Source organism: Cobetia sp. PDI-23MA, assembly GCF_059507735.1.
Map to the genome: position 1 here is coordinate 948903 of NZ_CM183352.1, position 24683 is coordinate 973585.

Annotated in this window: 20 protein-coding genes; 18 read left to right on the plus strand and 2 right to left on the minus strand. The window is 62.9% G+C overall.

What is annotated here, in order from left to right:
* Positions 1–510: 510 nt before the first annotated feature.
* From topA to AC5WNJ_RS04105, 3 genes are all read left to right on the plus strand, one after another.
* Entirely contained in the window at positions 511–3153 is a 2643-nt protein-coding gene (gene topA, locus AC5WNJ_RS04095; RefSeq protein ID WP_176676397.1) for a type I DNA topoisomerase, read from the plus strand.
* Positions 3153–3632, plus strand: a complete 480-nt coding sequence (locus tag AC5WNJ_RS04100) for a DUF6586 family protein (RefSeq protein ID WP_176676398.1) — start codon at positions 3153–3155, stop codon at positions 3630–3632. Before topA ends, AC5WNJ_RS04100 begins: the two co-directional genes overlap by 1 nt.
* Positions 3633–3884: 252 nt before the next feature.
* Positions 3885–4124 (plus strand): hypothetical protein, encoded by a 240-nt coding sequence (locus AC5WNJ_RS04105; protein ID WP_052384340.1) that lies wholly within the window; start codon positions 3885–3887, stop codon positions 4122–4124.
* A gap of 175 nt (positions 4125–4299) precedes the next feature.
* Here the strand turns inward: AC5WNJ_RS04105 and lexA are convergent, their stop codons facing one another.
* Positions 4300–4929 (minus strand): transcriptional repressor LexA, encoded by a 630-nt coding sequence (lexA, locus tag AC5WNJ_RS04110; protein WP_495930450.1) that lies wholly within the window; start codon positions 4927–4929, stop codon positions 4300–4302.
* 558 nt (positions 4930–5487) lie between these two features.
* On the opposite strand from lexA, the gene AC5WNJ_RS04115 reads away from it, so the two are divergent.
* The 6 genes from AC5WNJ_RS04115 (at position 5488) to AC5WNJ_RS04140 (ending at position 11058) form a co-directional block, all read left to right on the plus strand.
* The gene (locus tag AC5WNJ_RS04115; RefSeq protein WP_495930451.1) at positions 5488–6165 is read left to right on the plus strand and encodes a TetR/AcrR family transcriptional regulator; all 678 of its coding nucleotides are present in this window, start codon (positions 5488–5490) and stop codon (positions 6163–6165) included.
* Positions 6165–6707, plus strand: a complete 543-nt coding sequence (locus AC5WNJ_RS04120; RefSeq protein WP_495930452.1) for a L,D-transpeptidase family protein — start codon at positions 6165–6167, stop codon at positions 6705–6707. Before AC5WNJ_RS04115 ends, AC5WNJ_RS04120 begins: the two co-directional genes overlap by 1 nt.
* 259 nt (positions 6708–6966) lie before the next feature.
* Positions 6967–8121, plus strand: a complete 1155-nt coding sequence (gene nagZ / locus AC5WNJ_RS04125) for a beta-N-acetylhexosaminidase (protein ID WP_495930453.1) — start codon at positions 6967–6969, stop codon at positions 8119–8121.
* A 48-nt stretch (positions 8122–8169) separates the two neighbouring features.
* Positions 8170–9516: a mechanosensitive ion channel family protein gene (locus AC5WNJ_RS04130; protein ID WP_253062496.1), complete on the plus strand. Its 1347-nt coding sequence runs from the start codon at positions 8170–8172 to the stop codon at positions 9514–9516.
* Positions 9497–10078: a hypoxanthine-guanine phosphoribosyltransferase gene (locus tag AC5WNJ_RS04135; protein ID WP_253062498.1), complete on the plus strand. Its 582-nt coding sequence runs from the start codon at positions 9497–9499 to the stop codon at positions 10076–10078. The genes AC5WNJ_RS04130 and AC5WNJ_RS04135 overlap by 20 nt, the downstream gene beginning before the upstream one ends.
* A 221-nt stretch (positions 10079–10299) precedes the next feature.
* On the plus strand, positions 10300–11058 hold the full coding sequence (locus tag AC5WNJ_RS04140; RefSeq protein WP_495930454.1) for an S-methyl-5'-thioinosine phosphorylase: 759 nt from the start codon (positions 10300–10302) through the stop codon (positions 11056–11058).
* Between the two features lie 117 nt (positions 11059–11175).
* Here AC5WNJ_RS04140 and mfd read toward each other — a convergent pair whose 3' ends face one another.
* Complete coding sequence (gene mfd, locus AC5WNJ_RS04145; protein WP_495930455.1) at positions 11176–14703, minus strand: transcription-repair coupling factor; 3528 nt, start codon at positions 14701–14703, stop codon at positions 11176–11178.
* Between the two features lie 594 nt (positions 14704–15297).
* Between mfd and AC5WNJ_RS04150 the strand changes: the two genes are divergently transcribed.
* The 9 genes from AC5WNJ_RS04150 (at position 15298) to nqrM (ending at position 24566) form a co-directional block, all read left to right on the plus strand.
* Positions 15298–16746 carry a glyceraldehyde-3-phosphate dehydrogenase gene (locus tag AC5WNJ_RS04150; protein WP_043331922.1) on the plus strand — a complete coding sequence of 483 codons (1449 nt, stop codon included), beginning with the start codon at positions 15298–15300 and terminating at the stop codon, positions 16744–16746.
* Positions 16747–17087: 341 nt separating this feature from the next.
* Positions 17088–18437: a Na(+)-translocating NADH-quinone reductase subunit A gene (locus tag AC5WNJ_RS04155; protein WP_495930456.1), complete on the plus strand. Its 1350-nt coding sequence runs from the start codon at positions 17088–17090 to the stop codon at positions 18435–18437.
* The gene (locus AC5WNJ_RS04160; RefSeq protein WP_176676407.1) at positions 18437–19669 is read left to right on the plus strand and encodes an NADH:ubiquinone reductase (Na(+)-transporting) subunit B; all 1233 of its coding nucleotides are present in this window, start codon (positions 18437–18439) and stop codon (positions 19667–19669) included. The genes AC5WNJ_RS04155 and AC5WNJ_RS04160 overlap by 1 nt, the downstream gene beginning before the upstream one ends.
* Position 19670: 1 nt before the next feature.
* Positions 19671–20453 (plus strand): Na(+)-translocating NADH-quinone reductase subunit C, encoded by a 783-nt coding sequence (locus AC5WNJ_RS04165; RefSeq protein WP_176676408.1) that lies wholly within the window; start codon positions 19671–19673, stop codon positions 20451–20453.
* A 2-nt stretch (positions 20454–20455) separates the two neighbouring features.
* A complete protein-coding gene (locus AC5WNJ_RS04170; protein WP_043331917.1) occupies positions 20456–21124 on the plus strand; it encodes an NADH:ubiquinone reductase (Na(+)-transporting) subunit D in 669 nt (222 codons plus the stop codon).
* A 1-nt stretch (position 21125) separates the two neighbouring features.
* Positions 21126–21746 (plus strand): NADH:ubiquinone reductase (Na(+)-transporting) subunit E, encoded by a 621-nt coding sequence (gene nqrE, locus AC5WNJ_RS04175; RefSeq protein ID WP_043331916.1) that lies wholly within the window; start codon positions 21126–21128, stop codon positions 21744–21746.
* 25 nt (positions 21747–21771) lie between these two features.
* Entirely contained in the window at positions 21772–23004 is a 1233-nt protein-coding gene (gene nqrF / locus AC5WNJ_RS04180) for an NADH:ubiquinone reductase (Na(+)-transporting) subunit F (protein WP_043331915.1), read from the plus strand.
* Between the two features lie 3 nt (positions 23005–23007).
* Positions 23008–24081, plus strand: a complete 1074-nt coding sequence (locus AC5WNJ_RS04185) for an FAD:protein FMN transferase (RefSeq protein WP_495930457.1) — start codon at positions 23008–23010, stop codon at positions 24079–24081.
* A 233-nt stretch (positions 24082–24314) separates the two neighbouring features.
* Positions 24315–24566 carry a (Na+)-NQR maturation NqrM gene (gene nqrM, locus AC5WNJ_RS04190; RefSeq protein ID WP_495930458.1) on the plus strand — a complete coding sequence of 84 codons (252 nt, stop codon included), beginning with the start codon at positions 24315–24317 and terminating at the stop codon, positions 24564–24566.
* The last annotated feature ends 117 nt before the right edge of the window (positions 24567–24683 follow it).

Below are 24683 nucleotides of genomic sequence, written 5' to 3' on the forward strand. Positions count from 1 at the left end.
TTTCGACGCCTGACGGCCAGGCATCGCATGTCCTTTGCATCAGTGTCGTGGTGACCGCCCCGTCACGCCAATGTCCGCCGGCTGGCTTTCACTGACAGCCATTCCAGTGCTACCTATATAGTGGCAATACCCTGCTGAGCGAAATTTCCGCTCATCGGTCCAGCTCAGCCCCTGCACCGGCCCCGTATACCGGGCCCGTTGATCGCTGCCATACGTCGATGACCTATGCTCAAACCCGGCTCGAAGGCCGGATTGCCCACGATCACACGCCTGGCGGCTGTCGATGTCATTCGGCGCATGCTGCATGCTGACGTGGCGGGTGGCAGGGCATGTCTCGAGGCTGTCGCAGAGGCGCCCTGTCGAGCCGCCCTGACGAGGCGTCATTCTCAACATTGCTGGTCAGCGCTGAAATGCTGGGGTAGGGTAGGCGCATTTTTCGGCTGGGACAAAACCCAGCGCGACGAGTCATTCGCCGGCGCAATCAGCGCTGGCCAGGAGATGCGAGCAACCATGGGCAAGTCACTGGTGATCGTCGAGTCGCCCGCCAAGGCCAAGACCATCAACAAGTATCTCGGCAACGATTTCGTGGTGAAGTCGAGTGTCGGGCACATCCGCGACCTTCCGACCAGCGGGAGCGGCAAGCAGGCCACCGACCCCAAGGAACGTGCCCGTCAGGCGGCGGAGACTCGCAAGATGTCGCCCGAGGCCAAGGCGGCTCACAAGGCACAGAAGGCCAAGATCCAGTTGATCCGCCGCATGGGGGTCGACCCGGAGAATGGCTGGGAGGCGCATTATGAGATCCTGCCCGGCAAGGAGAAGGTTGTCTCCGAACTGACGCGTCTGGCCGAGAAGGCCGACACCATCTATCTCGCGACGGATCTGGACCGCGAAGGTGAGGCGATTGCCTGGCACCTGCGCGAGACCATCGGTGGCGACGATTCGCGTTACAAGCGCGTGGTGTTCAACGAGATCACCAAGAAGGCGATCACGGCAGCCTTCGATGAGCCGGGTGAGCTGAAGATGGACCGCGTGCATGCCCAGCAGGCGCGCCGCTATCTGGATCGCGTCGTGGGTTTCATGGTCTCGCCGCTGCTGTGGGCCAAGGTCGCCCGTGGTCTGTCCGCCGGTCGTGTGCAGTCGGTCGCCGTGCGTCTGATCGTCGAGCGCGAGCGCGAGATCCGCGCCTTCATCCCCGAAGAGTTCTGGGATGTCCACGCCGAGCTGGCCGCCGCCAGTGGTGAGGCGATCCGTTTCGAGCTGGCACGTCAGGATGGCAAGGCCTTCCGTCCTACCAGCGAGAAGGAGACGATGGATCGTATCGCGGCGCTGCGCACGGCCAGACTCGCGATCACCAATCGTGAAGACAAGCCGACACGCTCCAAGCCGAATGCGCCGTTCATTACCTCGACCCTGCAGCAGGCGGCCAGTGGTCGTCTCGGCTTCTCGGTCAAGAAGACCATGATGATGGCCCAGCGTCTCTACGAAGCGGGTTACATCACCTACATGCGTACCGACTCGACCAACCTGTCGGCGGACGCGGTCGCCACGGCGCGTGACTTCATCAGCGAGGAATACGGCAGCAACTATCTGCCGGAAGCGGCCAACGTCTACTCCAGCAAGGAGGGCGCCCAGGAGGCGCACGAGGCGATTCGTCCTTCCGAGGTGACGCGTCGTGCCACCGACCTCGCCGGCATGGAGCGTGATGCCGAGCGTTTGTATGAGCTGATCTGGCGCCAATTCGTGGCCTGTCAGATGCTGCCGGCCGAATACCTGTCGTCCACGCTGACCATCGAAGTGGATGGCTATGAGCTGCGCGCCAAGGGCCGTGTGCTCAAGTTCGACGGCTACACGCGTGTCATGAAACCGATGGGCAAGAAGGAAGAGGACCAGTCGCTGCCGGATCTTGCCATCGGCGAGACGCTGGACCTGGTCGAGCTGCAGCCGCTGCAGCACTTCACCAAGCCCACGGCGCGTTACACCGAGGCCAGCCTGGTCAAGGAGCTGGAAAAGCGTGGTATCGGTCGTCCGTCCACCTATGCCGCCATCATCTCCACCATCCAGGACCGTGGCTACGTGGCGCTGGAAAACCGTCGCTTCTATGCCGAGAAATTGGGCGACATCGTCACCGATCGCCTCAGTGAGTCCTTCAAGGATTTGATGGACTTCGGCTTCACGGCGCGCATGGAAGACTACCTCGATGAGGTGGCCAACGGCGGGCGCAACTGGCGCGAGCTGCTGGACACCTTCTACGCCGAGTTCAAGGCCGAGCTGGACCACGCCCAGTCCGAAGAGGGCATGCGTCCGAACCAGCCGGTGCCGACGGACATCGCCTGCCCGACCTGCGGGCGTGAGATGCAGATTCGTACCGCCTCGACCGGGGTCTTCCTGGGCTGTTCCGGCTACAACCTTCCGCCCAAGGAGCGCTGCAAGACCACCATCGATCTGCTGCCGGGCGATGAAGCCGTGGCGGCCGATGCCGGTGAAGATGCCGAGACGGATGCGCTGCGCGCCAAGCGTCGCTGCCCGATCTGCGCCACCGCGATGGACAGCTACCTGATCGATGAGCAGCGCAAGCTGCACGTCTGCGGCAATAGCCCGGACTGTGTCGGTCACGAGGTCGAGGAAGGTCAGTTCCGCATCAAGGGCTACGATGGCCCGGTGATCGAGTGCGACAAGTGCGGCTCCGACATGCAGCTCAAGACCGGGCGTTTCGGCAAGTACTTCGGCTGCACCAACGAGAATTGCAAGAACACCCGCAAGCTGCTCAAGTCCGGTGAAGTGGCGCCGCCGAAGATGGACCCGATTCCGATGCCGGAACTTGCCTGCGTCAAGGTCGAGGACCACTACGTGCTGCGCGATGGCGCCAGTGGTCTGTTCCTGGCGGCCAGCCAGTTCCCCAAGAATCGCGAGACGCGTCCGCCGCTGGTCAAGGAGCTCAAGGCGCACGCCGACGAGTTGCCGGAGAAGTATCACTTCATTCTCGAGGCCCCGGATCAGGACCCGGATGGACGTCCGGCACAGATTCGCTTCTCGCGCAAGGTCAAGGCTCAGTACGTCATGACCGATGAGGAAGGCAAGGCGACCGGCTGGAAGGCGACCTACGACAACGGCCGCTGGGTCGTCGAGGACAAGCGCAAGGGAGCCAAGAGCTGATGAGCCAGCGTGCCCGTACCAATCAGCTGCTGTATCAGGCCGAGTTGCTGCTGGCCCAATCAGCGGTCTCTGGCGACGATGAGCATGCCGTGGCGCGTCGCATGGCCGGTGAAGAGGGCGCGCTCGCCCTGCTGGAGCTGGCGCTGGCGTCATTGCTGGAAGAGTGTGCCGTGACGGCGCGCTGGCCAGAGGGTAGCTGGCGCGAGCGCCTGGCCACACCACCGACGCCCATTGCCGAGGTCGAGCAGCTGCGCAGCCTGCTTGAGCGTCCTGACAGCTGGTTGTCTGAGCTGATCGCGGATGTGACCCGTCTGCATGAAGAGGGTGGCGTCGCTCGCCGCGAGGAATCGCGTTCGCGGGGTGATGGTCTGATCATCGCGGCAGCCTCGAGCGCCTCGCTGGCCGAGCGTCTCAGCGCCGCCATCACGGCATTCAAGGCGCTGCTGCCGCAGCTGCGCGAGTCGAGTGTCGAGTGGTAGGTCAAGGCGTTGATCTGGTGCTGCACGCTGGTGGTGACTGGCGCATGGCAATCGGGTGACGTTTCGCCTTCACGGGTGCTAGACTGATTGCATTGTGGCAAGCCCTGCATTCTCCGGTACGACCATGGCTCTGGCTGTGGTCGTACTTTTTTCTGCGTCGCTGATGGCAACGCGGTGACGGGCTTGCCAGCCGTCGCGCTGACGATTACAACGACGCCGGTATCTCGCGAGATGCCGTGCAGGAGGAATGACGTGTCCGATCCCGCCGTACTTGAAATTGTGCAAATGGAAGATGGTGAAGTGATTCTGCGCGCCGCGGAAAGCGAAGGTGAGCCGCTGCTCAGCATTCGCATTTCGGACGAGGCCGCTGATCTGCTGCGTGACAATCGTTTCGAGGTCGCGCGTGAGATGATCGACCACGCCATCACCCGGACTCGACTCTGGGATGGGGAAGAAGACGAGGATGAGCAGTCAGAAGGCATCGTGCACTGATTCATCGCTCGTGCTTCACGCACAAAAAAACCCGCCTTGAGGCGGGTTTTTTTGTGCGATGCGTGCGGCTTTTCCGTTGCTCAGGGCTCTGCGAGAAAAGCTCTGCGAGAAAAGCCCTGATGGAAAAGTGCTGCTGGGCAACGCTAGGTTGCTCAAGGCGCAGCTGGTCAAGGCCTCAGTGCAGGCCACCATCGCGGATGACGCCTACCCCGAGACCCTCGATCTCCAGGCTGTCCGTGCGCAGATCGACCTTGATCGGCGAGAAGTCCTCGTTCTCGGCTTCCAGCCACACGTAGTGCCCGTCACGGCGGAAGCGCTTGACGGTGACTTCATCTCCCAGGCGTGCCACCACGATCTGTCCGTCACGCACGCTGGTGGTGCGATGCACGGCCAGCAGGTCGCCTTCCAGAATTCCCACATCCTTCATCGACACGCCGCGCACACGCAGCAGGTAGTCGGCAGCCGGCGAGAAGTAGTCGCTCGGCAGCGGGCAGTGACGGTCGATATGCTCGCTGGCAAGAATCGGGCTGCCGGCGGCCACTTCCCCGATCACCGGCAGACCATCGTTGGCGCTGTCGTCGACTTCAGCCAGCGACGGCACGCGAATGCCGCGTGAGGTGCCCGGCACCATCTCGATGGCGCCCTTGCGCTTGAGGGCACGCAGATGCTCCTCGGCGGCATTCGGCGAGCGGAAGCCCAGCGCCTGGGCGATTTCGGCCCGCGTCGGCGGGTAGCCAGAGGACTTGATGGTCTTGATGATGAAGTCGAAGACATCCTGCTGGCGCGGAGTAAGCGGCTGGGTCATGGCATTGCCTTTGGCCTGGGCGGCATCTTGAGCTGACGGCACGGGGTGTGCATCCATACAACTGTCATTGTATCCAGTCATGGCAGTCATGCAAGGCATCCTGGCTTGTGTGGAGGCCTCAAAGGGCAGGTAGTCGTCGAGATATCGCCGTCTGCCGACTTGGCTTGTCGATATCCAAGGCAAGCTGTCGCGAGGTCAATCCGGTGTGGCCCTGCGGGGGGGGGGGCTGTCACCGAGCACGACGAGTCCTTGAATCGGCACGGTCTGCATTGAAGGAATATCAGGCTCAGCTAAACCTCTGGCGTTTGAAACGCGAGAGAATTGTCAGTCATGGCATGGCGCGCTAGAATCAAAGTGTTTCAAACGGATGTTCGCCGATGGCAGTGTTCGGATGTGTCGTACTCACTTGTGTCGTACTCACGTGTGTCGTGATCAAACGAGCCGATATCGTACGTGGCCTTCCGGTGAACCTGCACCACCTCATGAGAGAGTCGCCGCGCGGCGCTTGCGTCGTGACCTACGACTCCAGTCCTCTTCTACCTGACAAGGGTTCCGCCCATGGCCCAGACCGATACCGTTACCCGCATCCTCGATACTGCCGAGGTGCTGTTCGCCGAGCGTGGTTTCGCCGAGACCTCACTGCGCAACATCACCAGCAAGGCCAAGGTCAATCTGGCGGCGGTGAACTACCACTTCGGCTCCAAGAAATCGCTGATCCAGGCGGTCTTCGCGCGCTATCTCGATCCGTTCAGTGAGCGTTTCCACGCGGCACTCGACAGTGTCGAGAAGCAATACGCCGGGCGTCAGGTGCCGCTGGAGGTCCTGCTGGAGGTGATGGCGCGTACCGTGCTGGAGGTGCCGGCCGAGCGCAACAGCCTGCGTACCTTCATGCGCCTGCTCGGGCTTGCCTACACCCAGGGTCAGGGCCACATGCGGCGCTATATTCGCGAGCACTACGGCACGGTCTTCAGTCGCTTCGCCGAGCTTTTGAAGCTGGCGACGCCTGATCTGCCGGACAACGAGCGCTTCTGGCGCCTGCACTTCATGCTCGGCAGCGTGATCTTCACCTTCTCGGGCCTGGATGCACTGCGGGATATCGAGGAGGCCGAGTACGGCCATCACACCACGGTGCGTGAGCTGATCCAGCACATGCGTCCGGTGGTGGTAGCGGCGATGGCAGCGCCGTTGCCGGCCTCACTCGGGGATGGTGAGGCGGTCACCCAGGCGGCCAGCTGATGGCCTGCTGGGTAGCAGTGGATCTCGCGCGCCAGAGCCTTGAGATACGCAATGACGCGCCGAGTGGCAGTCGTGATGCGCCGCCCTCCGTGGCTGCCCCTGACGCGCTGGTATACGCCTGCGCGATCTCCAGCGGCCTCAACGGTATCGGCGAGCTCGATGGCAGCGGTTGCACGCCAAGCGGCTGGCATGTGATTCGTGCCGCCATCGGGGCAGGCAACCCGCGTGGCGCCGTCTATCGTGGACGGCGCTTCACGGGCGAGGTATTTACCCCCGAGCTTGCCTTGGAGCATCCAGAGCGTGACTGGATCCTGACGCGCATTCTATGGCTCAGTGGCCGCGAGCCGGGCATCAACCGCGGTCGCAATGCTCGCGGTGAGCGGGTCGATAGCCTGCGCCGTTATATCTATTTTCATGGCACGCCCAGCACGGAGCCCATGGGGGTAGCGGCGTCCCATGGCTGCATTCGCTTGCGCGATGATGACCTGCTGCGACTCTTTGCCGAGGCTGTGCCTGGCACTCCGGTGCTGCTGCATCCCTGAAGGCGCTGGGGCCCGAGTCTGATACCCTCCATGAGCTGTCACCGGAACTTGCGTGACAGCCCCTTGCCGGGGCGCAGCTGGCCGCGACTGTTCGATAGGGGTTCAGTCGGCTAGAATTGCGCCTTTCCTCGCGCTGGCAGCCTGATTCATCGCGTTTCTTCCAGGCTGCCGAGCCCCGTAAAAGACATGAAGTCCTGGCGGCCGTGATCTCTCTCTGCATGGGATATCACTGCCGCAGGCCATGGACAGGAAGGATGACATGACACAGCCACTGGGCTCCGTAATGGTCGATGTTGCGGGGCTGACTCTCGCCCGCGACGAACGTGAACTGCTGGCACGTCCTGCCGTCGGGGGCGTCATCCTGTTTGCGCGCAACTGTGCTTCTCCCGAGCAGGTGCTGGAGCTGAGCCGCGAGATTCGCAGCGTCAATCCCCACCTGCTGATCGCCATCGATCAGGAAGGCGGGCGCGTCCAGCGTCTGCGTGAGGGCGTGACACGCCTGCCGTCGATGCGCAGCCTGGCACAGTGCTGTCTCGGGCGTGACTGTGATGGCTGCGGCGAAGACGCCCAGGCCGCAGGCCTGGGGCTGGCACGCGATGCCGGCTGGCTGCTGGGCATGGAAATGGCAGCCATCGGCTGTGATATCACCTTTGCGCCGGTACTGGATATCGATGTGGCGGGCTCGACCATCATTGGCGATCGCAGCTTCGGCGCCACGCCGGAAGACGTCATCGCGGTGGGCGGCGCCTTCATCGACGGGCTGCAGGAGGCGGGCATGTCCGCCGTCGGCAAGCACTACCCGGGGCATGGTGGCATCTCGGCCGATACCCATCTGGAGCGCGTGGTCGATCCGCGTCCGTTCCGCGAGCTGCGCGAGCATGATCTCAAGCCCTTCGCGGCCCTCGCCGAGCGCCTGGGCGGCGTGATGCCGGCGCATGTGATCTATCCGGATTTTGATGCACGTCCCGCGGGCTTTTCGCCCAGCTGGTTGGGCCTGCTGCGCGAAGAGTTCGGCTTCAAGGGCGCCATCTTCTCCGATGATCTCGGCATGGCGGCGGCCGTCGCGGAAGGCAGCCCGGCAGAGCGTGCGCGCCTGGCGCTGGACGCCGGCTGCGACATGGCGCTGGTCTGCAATGACCCTGCCGCCGCGCGCGAAGTGCTCGACAGCCTCGATGACGATGAGCAGCGCCACCGTGGCAAGCGCCAGGCGCGTCTGCGCTATGCGCGGGCTCGCCCGACGCTTGATGGTCTGGTGGGGTTGGCACGCTGGCGGCGCACTCACGCGAGGCTCGAATCGATGGCGGCCAGTCAGGCATCACAGCAGGTCGCCATGCCTTCGGGCACGCCTGGTACCGCCGAGGCGTCTGACGCGTCTGATGCACGGTCGGCCTCTGAGTCCGGTAGCGCGCAATAATCAGGCACGCGGTGCCTTTTTCGAGTCGAAGACTGGCAAGGAATTCCCATGGCTGAGCAATCCGCCACCGAGGCTGCTGCCGACAAGCTGGCAGCGCCTGCCGAAGAGATGATCAATCAATGGGTCGAGCCGCTGCGCCAATGGGTCGAGCAGACCTTTGGCCTGCCGCTGTGGGGCATCAATCTCGCTCTGCTGCTGGTGGCGGTGCTGTTGCTGCATCTCATCGAGCGAGTGGTGCTCACCCGCCTGGCGACGCATGCCGAGAAGAGCCGCAACCTGTGGGATGACGCCCTGGTGCATGGTCTGCGTCATCCCGTGTCATTCTGGCTCTACAGCATGGGGGTGTTGCTGGCGCTCGGCATCATCGCCGGCCAGTTCAGCCTTGGCGGGGCCGAGAAATACCTCGGCACGGCGCGCCAGATCGTGACCCTGCTGGCGCTGGCCTGGGCGTTGATTCGCATGGTCAAGCGCTTCGAGGCGCTGCGCACCATGCCGCCGCCCGGCACCAATGTCAGTGCGATGGATGCCACCACGGCCTCGGCGATCAGCAAGTTGCTGCGTGCGGTCGTGGTCGTGCTGGTGGGGCTGGCCATCCTGCAGAATCTCGGCGTCTCGCTGTCCGGGGTGCTGGCCTTCGGCGGTGTCGGCGGTATCGCGGTCGGCTTTGCGGCGCGGGATCTGCTGGCCAACTTCTTCGGCGCCCTGATGATCCATCTCGATCGGCCCTTCAAGGTCGGCGACTGGATCCGATCACCGGACCGCGAGATCGAGGGCACCGTCGAGGATATCGGTTGGCGCCTGACGCGCATCCGCACCTTCGACATGCGGCCCCTCTACGTGCCGAACGCCATCTTCACCAGCATCTCGGTGGAGAATCCGTCACGCATGTACAATCGTCGCATCTTCGAGACCGTGGGGCTGCGCTATGAGGATGCCGCCCAGGTCGGCCCCATCGTTGCCGCGGTACGCGAGATGCTGGAAGGCCATGACGAGATCGACCAGACGCGCACCCAGATCGTGAACTTCACCACCTACGGTGAGCACTCGCTGAACTTCTTCGTCTATGTCTTCACGCGCACCACCGACTGGGTGAAGTACCACGCGATCAAGCAGGATGTCCTGCTCAAGGTGCACGACATCATTCGTGAGCATGATGCCCAGGTGGCACTGCCTGGTCAGCGTCTGCATTTTGCCGATGTGCTGTCCTTCGAAGGGCACAACCATGAACACGACGCCGAGGCAGAGCATGCCGCGGCGTCATCAGACACGCAGACGCGCGGGTCCCGCCGCCGTTCTGATTCAACCGCCGCTGCTACATCCTCCTCTGCGCCCGTCCGGCGTGGAGATGAGGCCAGTGACACCCAGGAAACTCCCGATGCTGACTCCGACGCCTGAGACTCTCACCGCCCTGCATGACGAAATGCGTGAGGTGATGGACAATGCCGATTGCCTGATCCCGCAAGCTGACCTTGAAGTGGCACTCGACCGCATGGCCGTTGAGCTGACGGAACGCCTCGGCGATCGCATGCCGATCTTCTATTGCGTGATGAACGGCGGCCTGATCACCGCCGGCCAGCTGTTGACCCGCCTCGACTTCCCGCTGGAAGTCGATTATCTGCACGCCACTCGCTACCGTGGCGCGATGCGTGGCGGCGAGCTGTTTTGGCGCGTCAATCCGGAGCTGCCGATGGCCGGTCGCGACGTGGTGATCGTCGATGACATTCTCGATGAGGGTGGCACCCTGGCCGCGATCCTCGAGTACTGTCGTGAAGCCGGTGCGCGCAGCGTGTCCAGCTGTGTGCTGGTCGACAAGAAGCACGATCGCAAGGCCTATCCGGGCTTCAAGGCCGATTTCTGTGGTCTCGATGTCGAAGACCGCTTCCTGTTCGGCTTCGGCATGGACTACAAGGGCTACTGGCGTAACGCGCCGGGCATCTTCGCGCCCAAGGGGCTTTAAGATCTGCGGATGGCAGCCGCCATCGCTCGATATGGTCGCCATTCACCACCCGCCCGGGCAACCGCGGCGGGTGGTGTCGTTTTCGGGGCCTCTTCTGTTCTCCTGACGCAGAGCGTGACGATTTTTCTTGTCGTCGTCGGTCGGCTCGGAGTAGCGTTCGCTGAGGGCCGGGGTGTCCGGTCCCGGGAGGTTCCTGCACATGGATGGCAAGGAGGCGGGCGATGCTGGCGGTGATCGGTGGCACGGGGTTCGGCAGTTGGTCAGGCATGGAAGTGCTCAGGCGCGGCGGGCAGGAAACGCCCCTGGGGGCGGCCTCCTGTGGCGTCGTGGAGGGGCGACTGAATGGGCAGTCGCTGCTGTTTCTGGCCCGTCATGGTCAACCGCACAAGGTGCCGCCCCATCGCATCAACTATCGCGCCAATCTGTGGGCGCTCAAGCAGGCGGGCGCGAGCCATGTGGTGGGAGTCAACTGCGTGTCCGGCATCGACCCGACGCTGGCCCCGGGCACGCTGGTGGTGCCGGACCAGCTGATCGATTACACCACCGGCCGCGAGGGTTCGTTCTTCGATGGGCGTTTCAAGCCGTTCCAGCATGTGTCGTTCGCCTGGCCGTATCATCGGGTCTGGCGTGAGGAGTTGCATACGGCCGCCGCCGAGGCGGGGCTGCCCCTCACGGCCGGTGGGGTGCTGGGCGTGGTGCAGGGGCCGCGGCTGGAGACGGCCGCCGAGATCCGCCTGATGGCGCGTGATGGCAATACGCTGGTCGGCATGACGGGAATGCCCGAGGCCGTGCTGGCGCGCGAGCTCGAGATGGAATACGCCAGCCTGTGTCTGGTGATCAGCCATGCTGCGGGCGTCGGCGAAGAGGAGCCGACCCGCGCAGGCACGGAATCCGTGATCGAGGCCGGAATGCCCAGGGTGCAGCGCTTGCTGGCGGCGCTGTTGGGGCGCCATGTCTCAGGCACCAGTTGCTCGGGTTGAGCGCGATCCTGTCACGGCATATCAAAGACGGCCTGCATTGATGATGCAGGCCGTCTTCATGTTCCGCTCAAGTTTATGCCCAAGTTCGAGCCCAGGCGCCTGGCAGCCCAGGGCGCGTCAGGCGGCCTTTGTCTTGGCGTTGAGCAGGTCCAGCAAGCTCTCGCAGAAGCTGAAGCGCTTCTCGGCGTCATCCATGTCGGTGGCGAAGCGCAGGGTATCGGCGCCTTCCAGCTTGTAGACATCCGACTGGCGCTGGATCAGGTTGACCAGCGTCAGTGGATCGACCGGCGTCTGGGCGCCGAAGATGATGCGACCACGCCCAGCGCCGGCCTCCAGCTTGATGATGCCCAGCGCCTGGGCGCGCTGGCGCAGCTGGGTCTGGCGGAACAGCGTCTTGACCGGTTCCGGCAGCAGGCCGAAGCGGTCGATCATCTCGACCTGCAGTTCGCGCAGGTCGCTTGCGTTCTCGGCGTTGCTGATGCGCTTGTACATCATCAGGCGCTGCTGGACGTCGTGCAGATAATCGGCCGGAATCAGTGCCGGCAGGTTCAGGCTGACTTCGACGCCTTCATCCAGCGGCGACTCGATATTGGGCGTCTTGCCCGCCTTGATGGCCTTCACGGCGCGATCCAGCATTTCCATGTACAGCGAGTAGCCGATGGTTTCCATCTGGCCGGACTGCTCGTCACCCAACAGCTCGCCCGCGCCGCGGATTTCCATGTCATGGGAGGCCAGCGTGAAGCCGGCGCCGAGGTCCTGGGATTCGCTGATCGCCTCCAGGCGCTTGACCGCATCGCGGGTCATCGCCTTGGGGTGCGGGGTCAGCAGGTAGGCATAGGCCTGGTGATGCGAGCGCCCGACGCGCCCACGCAGCTGGTGCAGCTGGGCCAGACCGAACTTGTCGGCGCGCTCGATGATGATGGTGTTGGCGCTCGGGATGTCGATGCCGGTCTCGATGATGGTCGAGCACACCAGCACGTTGAAGCGCTTGTGGTAGAAGTCCGACATGCGCCGCTCCAGGCTGCGCTCCGGCAGCTGGCCGTGGGCGACGCCGACATTGGCCTCCGGCACCAGCTCCGCGATGCGCGCGGCGCTCTCCTCGATGGTCTTGACCTCATTGTGCAGCACGTAGACCTGTCCGCCGCGCAGCAGTTCGCGCAGGATGGCTTCCTTGACCACGCCGTCGTTGCGTTGCTGGACGAAGGTCTTCACCGACAGGCGGCGCGCCGGCGGCGTGGCGATGATGGACAGGTCGCGGATGCCGCTCATCGCCATGTTCAGCGTGCGTGGTATCGGCGTGGCGGTCAGGGTCAGGATGTCGACCTCGGCGCGCAGGCTCTTGAGGCGCTCCTTCTGGGAGACGCCGAAGCGATGCTCCTCATCGATGATCAGCAGTCCCATGTTGGGCAGCTCCAGCGACCTGGAGAGCAGCTTGTGAGTGCCGATCACGATATCGGCCTGGCCGTTCCTGATGCGCTCGAGCGAGGCTTCCTGGCCCTTGCCGCTGGTGAAACGCGACAGCAGGGCAATCTCCACCGCGGTGTCGGCGAAGCGATCGCGGAAGTTGTCGTAGTGCTGCTGGGCGAGCAGGGTGGTGGGCACCAGCACCACTACCTGACGGCCGGCGTTGACGGCCAGGAAGGCAGCGCGCATCGCGACTTCCGTCTTGCCGAAGCCGACATCGCCACATACCACGCGGTCCATCGGCTGGGGGGCGCACATGTCCTGGATCACCGCGCCGATGGTCTGGGCCTGGTCAGGGGTTTCCTCAAAGGGGAAGCTGGCTGCGAAGCGTGCGTAGTCCTCGGCGGGGAAGTCACAGGCATGCCCGACACGCGCTTCGCGGCGTGCATAGACATCCAGCAGCTCGGCAGCGGTATCGCGAATCTTCTCGGCCGCCTTGCGCTTGGCCTTCTCCCACTGCTCGGAGCCCAGCTTGTGCAGCGGCGCCAGCTCGTCACTGGCCCCGGAATAGCGCGAGATCAGATGCAGGCTGTCCACCGGCACGTAGAGCTTGGCGCCATCGGCGTATTCGAGGGCGAGGAACTCGGTCTCCTGACCGCCGGCGTTGATGGTCTCCAGCCCCAGGTAGCGGCCGACGCCATGGGTGTGGTGCACTACCGGCGCGCCTTCACGCAGCTCCGAGAGATGGCGCACGGCCAGCTCGTTGTCATCGGTGGCGCGCGCCTGGCGGCGGCTCTGCCGTACCACCTCGCCGTAGAGCTCGGTCTCGGTGATGACCACCAGCCCCTTGTGGCTGTCGGTGTCATTGCTGGACAGCGCATCTTCTGCCTGCGCGCTGGCCACCCAGGTGCCATGCGTCAGGCCACCGACGGTCAGGCCGACGGCGGCTGGACTGTCCACGAAGTGCTCGAAACTTGCGAAGTCATCCAGGCTACGCAGCCCGAAGCCACGCAGCAGCGAGGTGAGCTGCTCCTCGACGACTTCGCGGCGACCCTGGGTCTCGGCGACGAACAGTACGCGCTGGGCATGTTCGCCGTTCAGGCGTTGCTTCAGGAAGCTGGCCAGGGCCTGAGTCGGGTCGGCGCTGCGCGCATCGATGGCCAGGCTCGGCAGTGTCTGGTGGCCGAATTCGATGGCGTGGGCATTGGGCTCGCGTAGCAGCTCGATGCGTTCGTGCTGCTTGAACTGGCCCAGCAGCTCATTGACCGGCACGAAGGCGCGGTGCGGTGGCAGCAGCGGGCGTGTCGGATCGACGCCCAGATTGGCATAGCGGGTGGTGATGGCATCCCAGTGGCTCTCGGCCGCCTCGCGGACGCCGGGCAGCATGGCGATGCGCAGTTCATCGCCCATGTGATCGAACAGCGTCGCGGTCTCGTCGAAGAACAGTGGCAGATACTGCTCGAGCCCCGGCGAAGGGATGCCCTTGATGGCGTCGTTGTAGAGAATGCACTGGCGCGGGTCGACATCGAACAGCGTCTCGAAGCCCTCGCGGAAGCAGGCGATGGCGCCACGCGTCAGCGGGTATTCATGCGCGGGCAGAATCTCGATCGCCTCGACCTTGTCGCCACTGCGCTGGGTGTCAGGATCGAAGGCACGCAGGGTGTCGATCTCGTCATCGAACAGGTCGATGCGCAGTGGTTGCTCGCTGCCCATGGGATACAGGTCGATCAGCGCGCCGCGCAGGGCGTATTCGCCTGGCTCGTAGACTGTCTCCACGGCACGATAACCGGCCCGCGACAGGCGTGAGCGGAAGTCTTCACGATCGAGGGTGTCCCCCTTGGCAAGACGGAAGACCTGGCCTGCGATGTAATCCACCGGTGCGAGGCGCTGCATCAATGTGTTGACCGGTACCGGCACGATGGCGCGGCGGCTGGTCTGCAGGGTGCGCAGGGTACGCAGCCGCTCCGAGACGATGTCCTGGTGCGGCGAGAAGCTGTCGTAGGGCAGCGTTTCCCAATCGGGGAAGGGCAGCAGGCGCTCGGGGTGGCGCGTATAGAAGCGCAGGTCGGCTTCCAGGCGCTGGGCGCTGGCAGTGTCCGGTGTGATGACCATCAGCGGCGCTTCATCGGCATCGGCCAGGCGCGCCAGCGCCAGCGCCGCTGCGCTTGGGTCATTGAGCATCCAGAAGGTGGTTTCGCGGCGTGAGCGCGGCAACGGGGGCGTCAGCGGGGTCTCGAACATGGGCTCTGGTGTCTTGTGTCCTGGGCTTGGGCGCAACGCCTTGTGGCGTTCACGGCACGGGATGACGTCACGGGCAGGACCCGAGTGAATAAGGTGCTGGGTCAGTCGCTCTCGGTGAGCGGCCCACGCAGGCAGATGACGCTGAGCGACGCATGGGTGCAAGGTAGTCTCTCGAGTGCTTGGCACACCGGTGAGCACACGGCGCGCACATGAGTGCACGACACGCTCAAGAGGGCGACAAGGCAGGCGCGATGCCTCGGCTTGCAGGCGAGCTTCACCGCAAGCTGTCGCAGCGCAAGGTGCTGAAGCGTCATTCCTCGCCATGAAAGGAGTTGTGCTTGATCATAGCAAGTCAGTCGCTACATGGGGGCAAGTGATCCTCTTTTCAGCACCGTGGACACCGATGGCCGAGCGCGGGATGGGGGAGGGCTTTTGTAGTCAAATCGTTGATTCTGTAGCACTACTACCCTGCGTGCGACCATCCTTTCATTGTGGTGCATAGCCGCGTTACGCATACTCAGCTGGCCTTGTCCGGCGTCGCCAGACGATCGGTGACGACCATCATCATTTGCCCGCACGTGAGAGGATGCACCCGTGAGCCAAGAGAATCTCGAAGCCTGTTTCAAGCAGTGGCAGGACAATGAAGCCCTCGCGGAGCAGATGATCCCGCTGTTGGGAGATCTCTACCGCCGCTTCAACGTCGTGCCCTCCATCTACGGGCGTTCGCTGATCAATCGTTCGATGGTGCGCATCCTCAAGAACCACCGTTGGGTGCGCAAGGCCGAAGGCGTCGAGCTGTCAGTGGAAGACACCTTCCCGCTGGTGCGCGCGATGATCGAGCTCAACCTGGGCCCGGCCCACGTCGATATCGGCAAGCTGGCCGTCGCCTTCAAGCGCTCTGACGAGACGGACATCACCGCCTTCCTCAAGCGTGAGCTGGCCGACATCGTCGGTGGCTATGTCGAGGGCGGCATGGGCGGCGATCCGAAGGACGTCGTTCTGTATGGCTTCGGGCGCATCGGTCGTCTGTTGGCGCGCATCATGATCGAGAAGGCCGGCGGCGGTAACCTGCTGCGTCTGCGCGCCATCGTGGTGCGTGGCAGCAAGGATGATCTGGAGAAGCGGGCCAGCCTGCTGCGTCGCGACTCGGTGCACGGGCCCTTCGAGGGCAGCATCACCGTCGATGAGGAAAACTCGGCGCTGATCGTCAACGGCAACTACATCAAGATCATCTACGCCAATTCGCCCACCGAGATCGATTACACCGCGCACGGCATCGACAACGCCATCGTGGTCGACAACACCGGCAAGTGGCGCGATGAAGCTGGCCTGGGTCAGCACCTGGAGTGCAAGGGCGTGGCCAAGGTGCTGCTGACGGCACCGGGCAAGGGCGATCTGAAAAACATCGTCTACGGCGTCAACCATACCGACATCAGCGATGATGACCGCATCATCTCCGCGGCTTCCTGTACCACCAACGCCATCGTGCCGGTGCTGAAGGTGCTGCACGACGAGTACGGCGTCAGCCAGGGCCACGTCGAGACGGTGCACTCCTACACCAACGACCAGAACCTGATCGACAACTTCCACAGTGGTGATCGTCGTGGCCGTGCCGCGGCCCTCAACATGGTGTTGACCGAGACCGGTGCCGCCAAGGCCGTCGCCAAGGCACTGCCGGAGCTTTCCGGCAAGCTGACCGGCAATGCGATCCGCGTGCCGACGCCCAATGTCTCGATGGCGATCCTCAACCTGACGCTGAACACCGCAAGCGACGCCGAGCGCATGAATGACTTCCTGCGCACCGCCTCGCTGCATTCCTCGCTGCAGAAGCAGATCGACTACGTCGATTCCTGTGAAGTGGTGTCCTCGGACTTCGTCGGCAACCGCCATTCCGGCATCGTCGACGGCCAGGCGACCATCGTCACCGACAAGCAGGCCGTCGTGTACGTGTGGTACGACAACGAGTTCGGATACAGCTGTCAGGTGGTGCGTATTCTGCAGCACATGTCCAACGTGCGTTTCAGCTACTTTCCGACGCGCTGAGTCAATGCGCCGCGTCTGTGGCGTGACTGACGGAAAATTGAAATAAATCCCTGCTGTTACAACGCCCCCGCCCTCAATGATGGCGGGGGCGTTGGCGTTTTCGGCGTGTGCACCACTTTAGTGTCGTATGGTCTTTCCGGCCTCGCATCTTTATAATGAGCCGGATTTTTTTGGGCCGGTCCAATCTCTGGGCTACACCTCCAACCGTCTGATAAGAAAAGCATTCACATTGCCTGATACGCGAAAATCGCGAGGTTGCCTGGTCAATTATCGGCCTCGAGGCGTATCTACGATGGGTGATCTTTGCTGAACAACATCAGATCCGACAATTGGGCGAGTCTATGATCGAAGTCAAACGTGGCCTGGATCTCCCCATCGCCGGGGCGCCGGAGCAGCGTATCGAGGATGCGCAGCCCGTTCGTCGCGTAGCGATCCTGGGTGTTGACTACGTCGGCATGAAGCCGACGATGGAAGTCCGCGAAGGGGACAAGGTGAAGCAGGGGCAACTCCTGTTCACCGACAAGAAGACCCCGGGCGTCCGTTACACCGCGCCGGCTGCCGGCACTGTGGTCGAGATCAATCGTGGCGAGAAGCGCAAGCTTCTGTCCGTGGTCATCGAGACCGACGCGCAGGGCGAAGCTGTGGAATTCACTGCACATGGCGATGCCGCCATTGCAGGTCTCGAACGTCAGGTCGTGGTCGACCAGCTGGTCGAGTCCGGTCTGTGGACGGCGCTGCGTACCCGCCCGTTCTCGCGCGTGCCGGCGCTGGATGCCAAGCCGGCAGCCATCTTCGTCACCGCCATCGATACCCATCCGCTGTCCGCGGATCCGGCCGTGGTGCTCAAGGGCCAGGAAGCCGCTTTCCGTCAGGGTCTCGTCGCACTGACGCGTCTGACCGAAGGCAAGGTGTTCCTGTGCCAGGCACCGGGTGCTGATATTCCGGGTGGCGACGTTTCCGGTGTGGTCAGCGAGTCCTTCAAGGGCCCGCACCCGGCAGGCCTGCCGGGCACGCACATCCACCACCTCGCACCGGTCAGCCTGCAACGTCAGGTCTGGCATGTCGGTTATCAGGATGTGGTTGCCATCGGTACGCTGCTGGCGGAAGGTCGCCTGGACACCACACGCGTCATCGCCGTCGGTGGCCCGCGTGCCACCAAGCCGCGTCTGCTGCGCACCCGTCTGGGCGCCAGCACCGAAGAGCTGCTCAAGGGCGAAGTCGAGCAGCCGGAAGACACGCGTGTCATCTCCGGTTCGGTGTTCTCCGGCCTGACCTGCGAAGGGGCGCTGCGTTTCGTCAGCCGCTACCACAATCAGGTGAGCCTGCTCGAGGAAGGCAACAAGCGTGCCTTCATGGGCTGGCTGTCGATGGGCGCCAAGCGTCACTCGGTGCTGGGTATCTACCTGTCGAAGCTGACCGGTCTGACCGACTACCGTCCGAATACCTCCACCAATGGCTCCGAGCGTGCCATGGTGCCGGTGGGCGCGTACGAGAAGGTCATGCCGCTGGACATTCTGCCGACGCAGCTGCTGCGTTCGCTGATCGTGGGTGATATCGAGACCGGCATGCAGCTTGGCTGCCTGGAGCTTGATGAAGAGGACCTCGCGCTGTGCACCTACGTGTGCCCGGGCAAGTACGAATACGGTCCCATCCTGCGTGACAACCTCACCACGATCGAGAAAGAGGTCTGATGATGGGCATTCGACAGACTCTGGATAACCTGGAGCCGCACTTCCACAAAGGTGGCAAGTACGAGAAGTTCTACGCGCTCTACGAAGCCGTGGACACCATTTTCTATGCGCCGGCGAGCGTCACGCGCAGTACCACCCACGTGCGTGATGGCATCGATTTGAAGCGCATCATGATCACGGTCTGGATGTGTACCTTCCCGGCCATGTTCTTTGGCATGTACAACGCCGGTCTGCAGGCCAACGAGGCCATCGCTGGCGGTTACAGCGCACTGGGCGGCTGGCGTGAAGCCATCGTCATGCTGCTGGCGGGTAGCCACGATGCCGGCAGCGTGTGGGCCAACTTCATCCTGGGCGCCACCTACTTCCTGCCCATCTATCTGGTGACCTTCGCGGTCGGCGGCTTCTGGGAAGTGCTGTTCGCGATGCGTCGCGGCCATGAGGTCAACGAAGGTTTCTTCGTCACCTCCGTGCTGTTCGCCCTGACACTGCCGGCGACCATTCCGCTGTGGCAGGTCGCGCTCGGTATCACCTTCGGTGTGGTGATCGGCAAGGAAGTCTTCGGCGGTACCGGCAAGAACTTCCTCAACCCGGCTCTGTCCGGTCGTGCCTTCCTGTACTTCGCGTATCCGGCCAGCATTTCCGGCGACGCGGTATGGGTGCCGGCCGACGGTTATACCGGTGCCACCGCACTGTCCACCGCGGCACAGGACGGCATGAACGCCCTGATGCAGCAGATGAGCTGGACCGACGCCTTCCTCGGCTTCATTCCGGGCTCGATGGGTGAGGTGTCGACACTCGCCATCTTCCTGGGGGCTGCAGTATTGCTGTGGACGCGCATCGCCTCGTGGAGAATCATGCTGGGCGTCCTGCTGGGCATGATCGCGACCTCGGCGCTGTTCAATGCCATCGGCAGCGACACCAATGCCATGTTCGCGATGCCGTGGTACTGGCATCTGGTCATCGGCGGCTTCGCCTTCGGTATGGTCTTCATGGCTACCGATCCGGTTTCCGCCTCCATGACCAACAAGGGCAAGCTGATATTCGGTGCGTTGATCGGTGTGATGACCGTGCTGATCCGCGTCGCCAACCCGGCCTTCCCGGAGGGCATCATGCTGGCGATCCTGTTCGCCAATCTGTTCGCTCCGCTGATCGACCACTTCGTCGTGCAGGCCAACATCAAGCGCCGCGTCAAGCGCGAGACTGCCGGCATCGCGAACGAGGAGACCGTCTGACATGGCCAGCAACAACTCCATCAAGAAAACCCTCGGCGTCGCGCTCGGGCTGTGCATCGTCTGCTCGGTGGTGGTTTCCACCGCAGCGGTCGTGCTGCGCCCGATGCAGATGACCAATGCCGAGCTGGACCGCAAGAGCAACATCCTCGCGGTCGCCGAGCTGCTGCAGCCGGGTGAGGACATCGGTCAGCAGTTCCGTGACAAGGTCACCGCCAAGGTGGTGGACCTGGATTCCGGTGAATACGTCGACGACATCGACCCGGAGAAGTACGACCAGGCCAAGATGTCCAAGGACCCGGCCACCTCACGCACCCTGTCTGGCGAGGAAGACCTGCCGGGCATCAAGCGTCGTGAGCAGTATTCCGTGGTCTATCTGGTCGGTGATGTCGAGCAGCCGGACGAGATCATCGTCCCGGTGCGCGGCAACGGCCTGTGGTCAATGATGTACGGCTATCTGGCACTGAAGGGTGACGGCAACACCGTGGTCGGTCTCTCCTTCTACCAGCAGGGTGAAACTCCGGGGCTTGGCGGCGAAGTCGACAATCCGAAGTGGAAGGCCCAGTGGGATGGCAAGAAGATCTATCCCGAAGGCAGCATGGACCCGGAAGTGCACCTGAAGAAGGGTGGCGTGAATCCGTCTTCTCCGGATGCCAAGTACCAGGTCGATGCGCTGTCAGGGGCTACCCTGACCAGCAACGGCGTGACCAACCTGTTGCAGTTCTGGATGGGTGAGAATGGCTTCGCCAAGTACCTGACCCAGTTCCGTGACGTCAAAGGAGCGTAATGATGGCAGCCGAAACTCCTAAAGGTGTCCTGACGACGCCGATCTTCAAGAACAATCCCATCGCGCTGCAGATCCTCGGTATCTGCTCCGCGCTGGCGGTGACCAACTCGATGAACACCGCCCTGATCATGGGTATCGCGGTGTGCCTGGTGACAGCGTTCTCCAGCATGTTCATCTCGTTGATCCGCAATCACATCCCGTCGTCCATCCGTATTATCGTGCAGATGACGATCATCGCCTCGCTGGTCATCGTGGTCGACCAGTCGCTGAAGGCCTTCGCCTTCGAGACGTCCAAGCAGCTGTCGGTCTTCGTCGGCCTGATCATCACCAACTGCATCGTGATGGGTCGCGCTGAAGCCTACGCCATGCAGAATGGCCCGACGATGAGCTTCATCGACGGTATCGGCAACGGTCTCGGCTACACCGTGATCCTGCTGGTGGTCGGCTTCGTGCGTGAGCTGTTCGGTTCCGGCTCCCTGTTCGGTGTGACCATCCTGCAGACCGTCAACGACGGTGGCTGGTACATCCCGAACGGCCTGATGCTGCTGCCGCCGTCCGCGTTCTTCGTCATCGGTCTGTTCATCTGGGTGCTGCGCAGCATCTACCCGGAGCAGGTCGAGAAGGCGGAGTACAAGATTACCGCCAACACCAAGATCAAGGAGGCTGTGTAACATGTTCGAACACTATCTGAGCCTGTTCATCAAGGCCGTGTTCGTCGAGAACATGGCACTGGCCTTCTTCCTGGGCATGTGTACCTTCCTGGCGGTGTCCAAGAAGATCCAGTCCGCGATCGGTCTGGGCGTGGCCGTCATCGTCGTGCTGGCGGTGACCGTTCCGGTCAACAACCTGATCCTGAACTACCTGCTGCGTGAAGGCGCGCTGACCTGGACGGGTCTGGAAGGGGCGGAGAGCATCGACCTGTCCTTCCTGGGCTACCTGTCCTACATCGGTGTCATCGCGGCGATCGTCCAGATCCTCGAGATGTTCCTCGACAAGTTCGTGCCGGCGCTCTACAACGCGCTGGGCGTGTTCCTGCCGTTGATTACGGTCAACTGCGCAATCCTCGGTGCGGCCCTGTTCATGGTACAGCGTGACTACACCTTCGGTGAGTCCGTCATCTATGGCGTGGGTGCCGGCTTCGGTTGGGCACTGGCCATCGCTGCACTGGCCGGTATTCGCGAGAAGCTGAAGTACTCTGACGTACCGGCTGGCCTGCAGGGCCTGGGCATCACCTTCATCACCGTTGGCCTGATGTCGCTGGGCTTCATGTCCTTCTCCGGCGTCCAGCTGTAACGCAACCGAGCATAAGGAAATCGAAATGGTAGATACCTCCATCATCGTGCTCGGCGTCGTCATGTTCACCGTGGTCGTTATCGGCCTGGTGCTCGTGATTCTCGCGGCACGCAGCAAGCTGGTCTCGAGTGGTGACGTCCAGATCGAGATCAACAACGACCCCGCCAACACCCTGACGACCCAGGCCGGCGGCAAGTTGCTGCAGACCCTGGCCGCCAATGGCATCTTCCTGTCCTCCGCCTGTGGTGGCGGTGGTTCCTGTGCCCAGTGCAAGTGCCGGATCTCGGAAGGCGGCGGCTCCATCCTGCCGACTGAAGAATCCCACTTCACCATGGGTGAGAAGAAGGAAGGCTGGCGCCTGTCGTGCCAGGTCCCGGTCAAGCAGGACATGAAGATCGAAGTGCCGGAAGAGATCTTCGGCGTGAAGAAGTGGGAGACCACCGTCACCGCCAACCCGAACGTCGCGACCTTCATCAAGGAGCTGAATTTGCAGCTGCCGGAAGGCGAGGAAGTCAACTTCCGCGCCGGTGGTTACGTGCAGCTGGAAGCGCCGGCCTACGACATCAAGTTCTCCGACTTCGACATCGAAGAAGAGTATCGTGGTGACTGGGAGAAGTTCGGTCTGTTCAACGTTCAGCACAAGAACGAAGAGCCGGTCATCCGCGCTTACTCCATGGCGAACTATCCGGAAGAGTACGGCATCCTGAAGTTCAACATCCGTATCGCCACTCCGCCGCCGAATTCCCAGCATCCGCCGGGTCTGATGTCCACCTACGTCTTCTCGCTGAAGCCGGGTGACAAGGTGACCGTGATGGGGCCGTTCGGTGAGTTCTTCGCCAAGGACACCGACGCCGAGATGGTCTTCATCGGTGGTGGTGCCGGCATGGCGCCGATGCGTAGCCATATCTTCGATCAGCTCAAGCGCCTGAATTCCAAGCGCAAGATGTCGTTCTGGTACGGTGCGCGCTCCATGCGCGAGTCGTTCTACAACGAGGAATACGACAAGCTGGCCGAAGAGAACGAGAACTTCGAATGGCACCTGGCGCTGTCCGATCCGCAACCTGAGGACAACTGGGAAGGCCCGACAGGCTTCATCCACAACGTCCTGTACGAAAACTACCTCAAGGACCATCCGGCGCCTGAGGATTGCGAGTACTACATGTGCGGGCCGCCCATGATGAACGCCGCCGTCGTCAAGATGCTCACCGACATGGGTGTGGAGCCGGAGAACATCCTGCTCGATGACTTCGGTGGTTGATCGATGATGTCACGCGTCGCAAGACGACTGGCAGGGCCGGCCCTCATGGGGCTGGCCCTGCTGGTTGCAGGCTGTGAAAATTCCAGCAACCCTGAGTTGCATCGCTTCGCCGGCCCCATCTTCGGCACCGGGTTCCATGTCACGGTGGCGGCGGACCTGGATGCCGATGAGGTGGCGTCGCTCAAGCAGGCGAGCCTCGAGGCGCTCGACAAGGTCGACTGGCAGATGTCGACCTACAAGGACGCCTCGGAGCTCTCGAAGCTGAATCAGGCGCCGCTGGATACGCCGGTCACGCTATCGGATGGCCTGGCGCAGGTGCTGGCCGAGTCGCAGGATATCGGCAAGCGCTCCGACGGGGCCTTCGATATCACCGTCGGCCCGGCCGTCAATCTGTGGGGCTTCGGTCCGGATGAGCGTCTGGACAAGGCACCGAGCGATGAACAGATCGCGCAGGCGCTCGAGAAGGTCGATCATCTGGCGCTGGAGCTCGATGGCAATACGGTGATCAAGCGCAAGCCGGTGTATGCCGACCTGTCGGGCATCGCCAAGGGCTATGGAGTAGACCGGGTCGCCGATGTGCTCGAGGCCAATGGCATCGAGAACTATCTGGTCGAAGTCGGGGGCGAGATCCGCGTCAAGGGTGAGAAACCCGGCCACAAGCCGTGGCGAATCGCCATCGAAGCACCGAAGTCCTTCGAGCGCTCGGTGCAGCGGATCATTGATCCCGGTAACGCTGCGGTTGCCACCTCCGGTGATTACCGCAACTATTTCGAGCAGGACGGCGTACGTTACTCGCACACGATCGATCCACGTACCGGGCGACCGATCCAGCACAGTCTGGCCTCGGTCACCGTGATCACGCCGGATTGCGCGAGTGCGGACGCCTGGGCCACGGCACTCAACGTGCTGGGTGCCGAGAAGGCAATGACGATCGCAGATCGCGAGAACATTGCCGCCTATTTCATTGTCAAAACGGATGATGGCTTCAAACAGTCCTGGAGTCCGGCATTCGCGCCCTACCTGAAGGACGCGCCGGCGACAGGCGATACGAAGCCCGCAGAGGAAGCCGGTGCCTGACTCCGGTCTACCGAGAGCCGGTCTACCGAGAGCCGGCCTGCCGAAAGGCAGCCGGCTGGGCTTTCTTGTCTGCCATCTGTCGAGACACGCCTCCGACAGGGTCGGGCGTTCAGATTGCATGGCATCTTCTGGATGCCGTCCTGGATGATCCACTGGATCGACAGGGGGCAAGCTGCGCTGAAGCCGATCCGCTCGAGAGGTTTACAATGGGGCCATGCCCCGGGAGGAATGACATGACGATCTGGTTACTGGTGTTCGCCGCGATGTTACTGCTGATTGGCGTGATGGCCGTCGGTGTCCTGATGGGCCGCAAGCCGATCGCCGGCTCCTGTGGTGGTCTCAACAACCTCGGGCTCAAGGATGGCTGTGACATCTGTGGCGGCAAGGATGAGGAGTGCGAGAAGGAGCAGGATCGCCAGCGTCTGATGGCAGAGAGTGGCAGCAAGCCGGCCAGCGATCTGGCCTACGACGCCGCACGTCGCTGATTTCTGCTCTGATGGCTCAGAGCCCGCCGGCCGCAAGGCCTGCTACCGGCCCTGACATGGCAGTGTCACCGCGAGGTGAGACCGTACGTGTCAGGGCCGGTCTACGAACAATCAAGG

What these genes read in the sequence shown, in the direction of transcription:
- AC5WNJ_RS04130 (WP_253062496.1), top strand. Translation starts at nt 8,170, where the DNA reads ATGGCTGAGCAATCCGCCACCGAGGCTGCTGCCGACAAGCTGGCAGCG.
- mfd (WP_495930455.1), bottom strand. Translation starts at nt 14,703, where the DNA reads ATGTTCGAGACCCCGCTGACGCCCCCGTTGCCGCGCTCACGCCGCGAA.
- nqrE (WP_043331916.1), top strand. Translation starts at nt 21,126, where the DNA reads ATGTTCGAACACTATCTGAGCCTGTTCATCAAGGCCGTGTTCGTCGAG.
- nqrF (WP_043331915.1), top strand. Translation starts at nt 21,772, where the DNA reads ATGGTAGATACCTCCATCATCGTGCTCGGCGTCGTCATGTTCACCGTG.
- nagZ (WP_495930453.1), top strand. Translation starts at nt 6,967, where the DNA reads ATGACACAGCCACTGGGCTCCGTAATGGTCGATGTTGCGGGGCTGACT.
- AC5WNJ_RS04135 (WP_253062498.1), top strand. Translation starts at nt 9,497, where the DNA reads ATGCTGACTCCGACGCCTGAGACTCTCACCGCCCTGCATGACGAAATG.
- lexA (WP_495930450.1), bottom strand. Translation starts at nt 4,929, where the DNA reads ATGACCCAGCCGCTTACTCCGCGCCAGCAGGATGTCTTCGACTTCATC.
- AC5WNJ_RS04140 (WP_495930454.1), top strand. Translation starts at nt 10,300, where the DNA reads ATGCTGGCGGTGATCGGTGGCACGGGGTTCGGCAGTTGGTCAGGCATG.
- AC5WNJ_RS04155 (WP_495930456.1), top strand. Translation starts at nt 17,088, where the DNA reads ATGATCGAAGTCAAACGTGGCCTGGATCTCCCCATCGCCGGGGCGCCG.
- AC5WNJ_RS04165 (WP_176676408.1), top strand. Translation starts at nt 19,671, where the DNA reads ATGGCCAGCAACAACTCCATCAAGAAAACCCTCGGCGTCGCGCTCGGG.
- topA (WP_176676397.1), top strand. Translation starts at nt 511, where the DNA reads ATGGGCAAGTCACTGGTGATCGTCGAGTCGCCCGCCAAGGCCAAGACC.
- AC5WNJ_RS04115 (WP_495930451.1), top strand. Translation starts at nt 5,488, where the DNA reads ATGGCCCAGACCGATACCGTTACCCGCATCCTCGATACTGCCGAGGTG.
- AC5WNJ_RS04185 (WP_495930457.1), top strand. Translation starts at nt 23,008, where the DNA reads ATGATGTCACGCGTCGCAAGACGACTGGCAGGGCCGGCCCTCATGGGG.
- AC5WNJ_RS04170 (WP_043331917.1), top strand. Translation starts at nt 20,456, where the DNA reads ATGGCAGCCGAAACTCCTAAAGGTGTCCTGACGACGCCGATCTTCAAG.
- nqrM (WP_495930458.1), top strand. Translation starts at nt 24,315, where the DNA reads ATGACGATCTGGTTACTGGTGTTCGCCGCGATGTTACTGCTGATTGGC.
- AC5WNJ_RS04100 (WP_176676398.1), top strand. Translation starts at nt 3,153, where the DNA reads ATGAGCCAGCGTGCCCGTACCAATCAGCTGCTGTATCAGGCCGAGTTG.
- AC5WNJ_RS04160 (WP_176676407.1), top strand. Translation starts at nt 18,437, where the DNA reads ATGATGGGCATTCGACAGACTCTGGATAACCTGGAGCCGCACTTCCAC.
- AC5WNJ_RS04120 (WP_495930452.1), top strand. Translation starts at nt 6,165, where the DNA reads ATGGCCTGCTGGGTAGCAGTGGATCTCGCGCGCCAGAGCCTTGAGATA.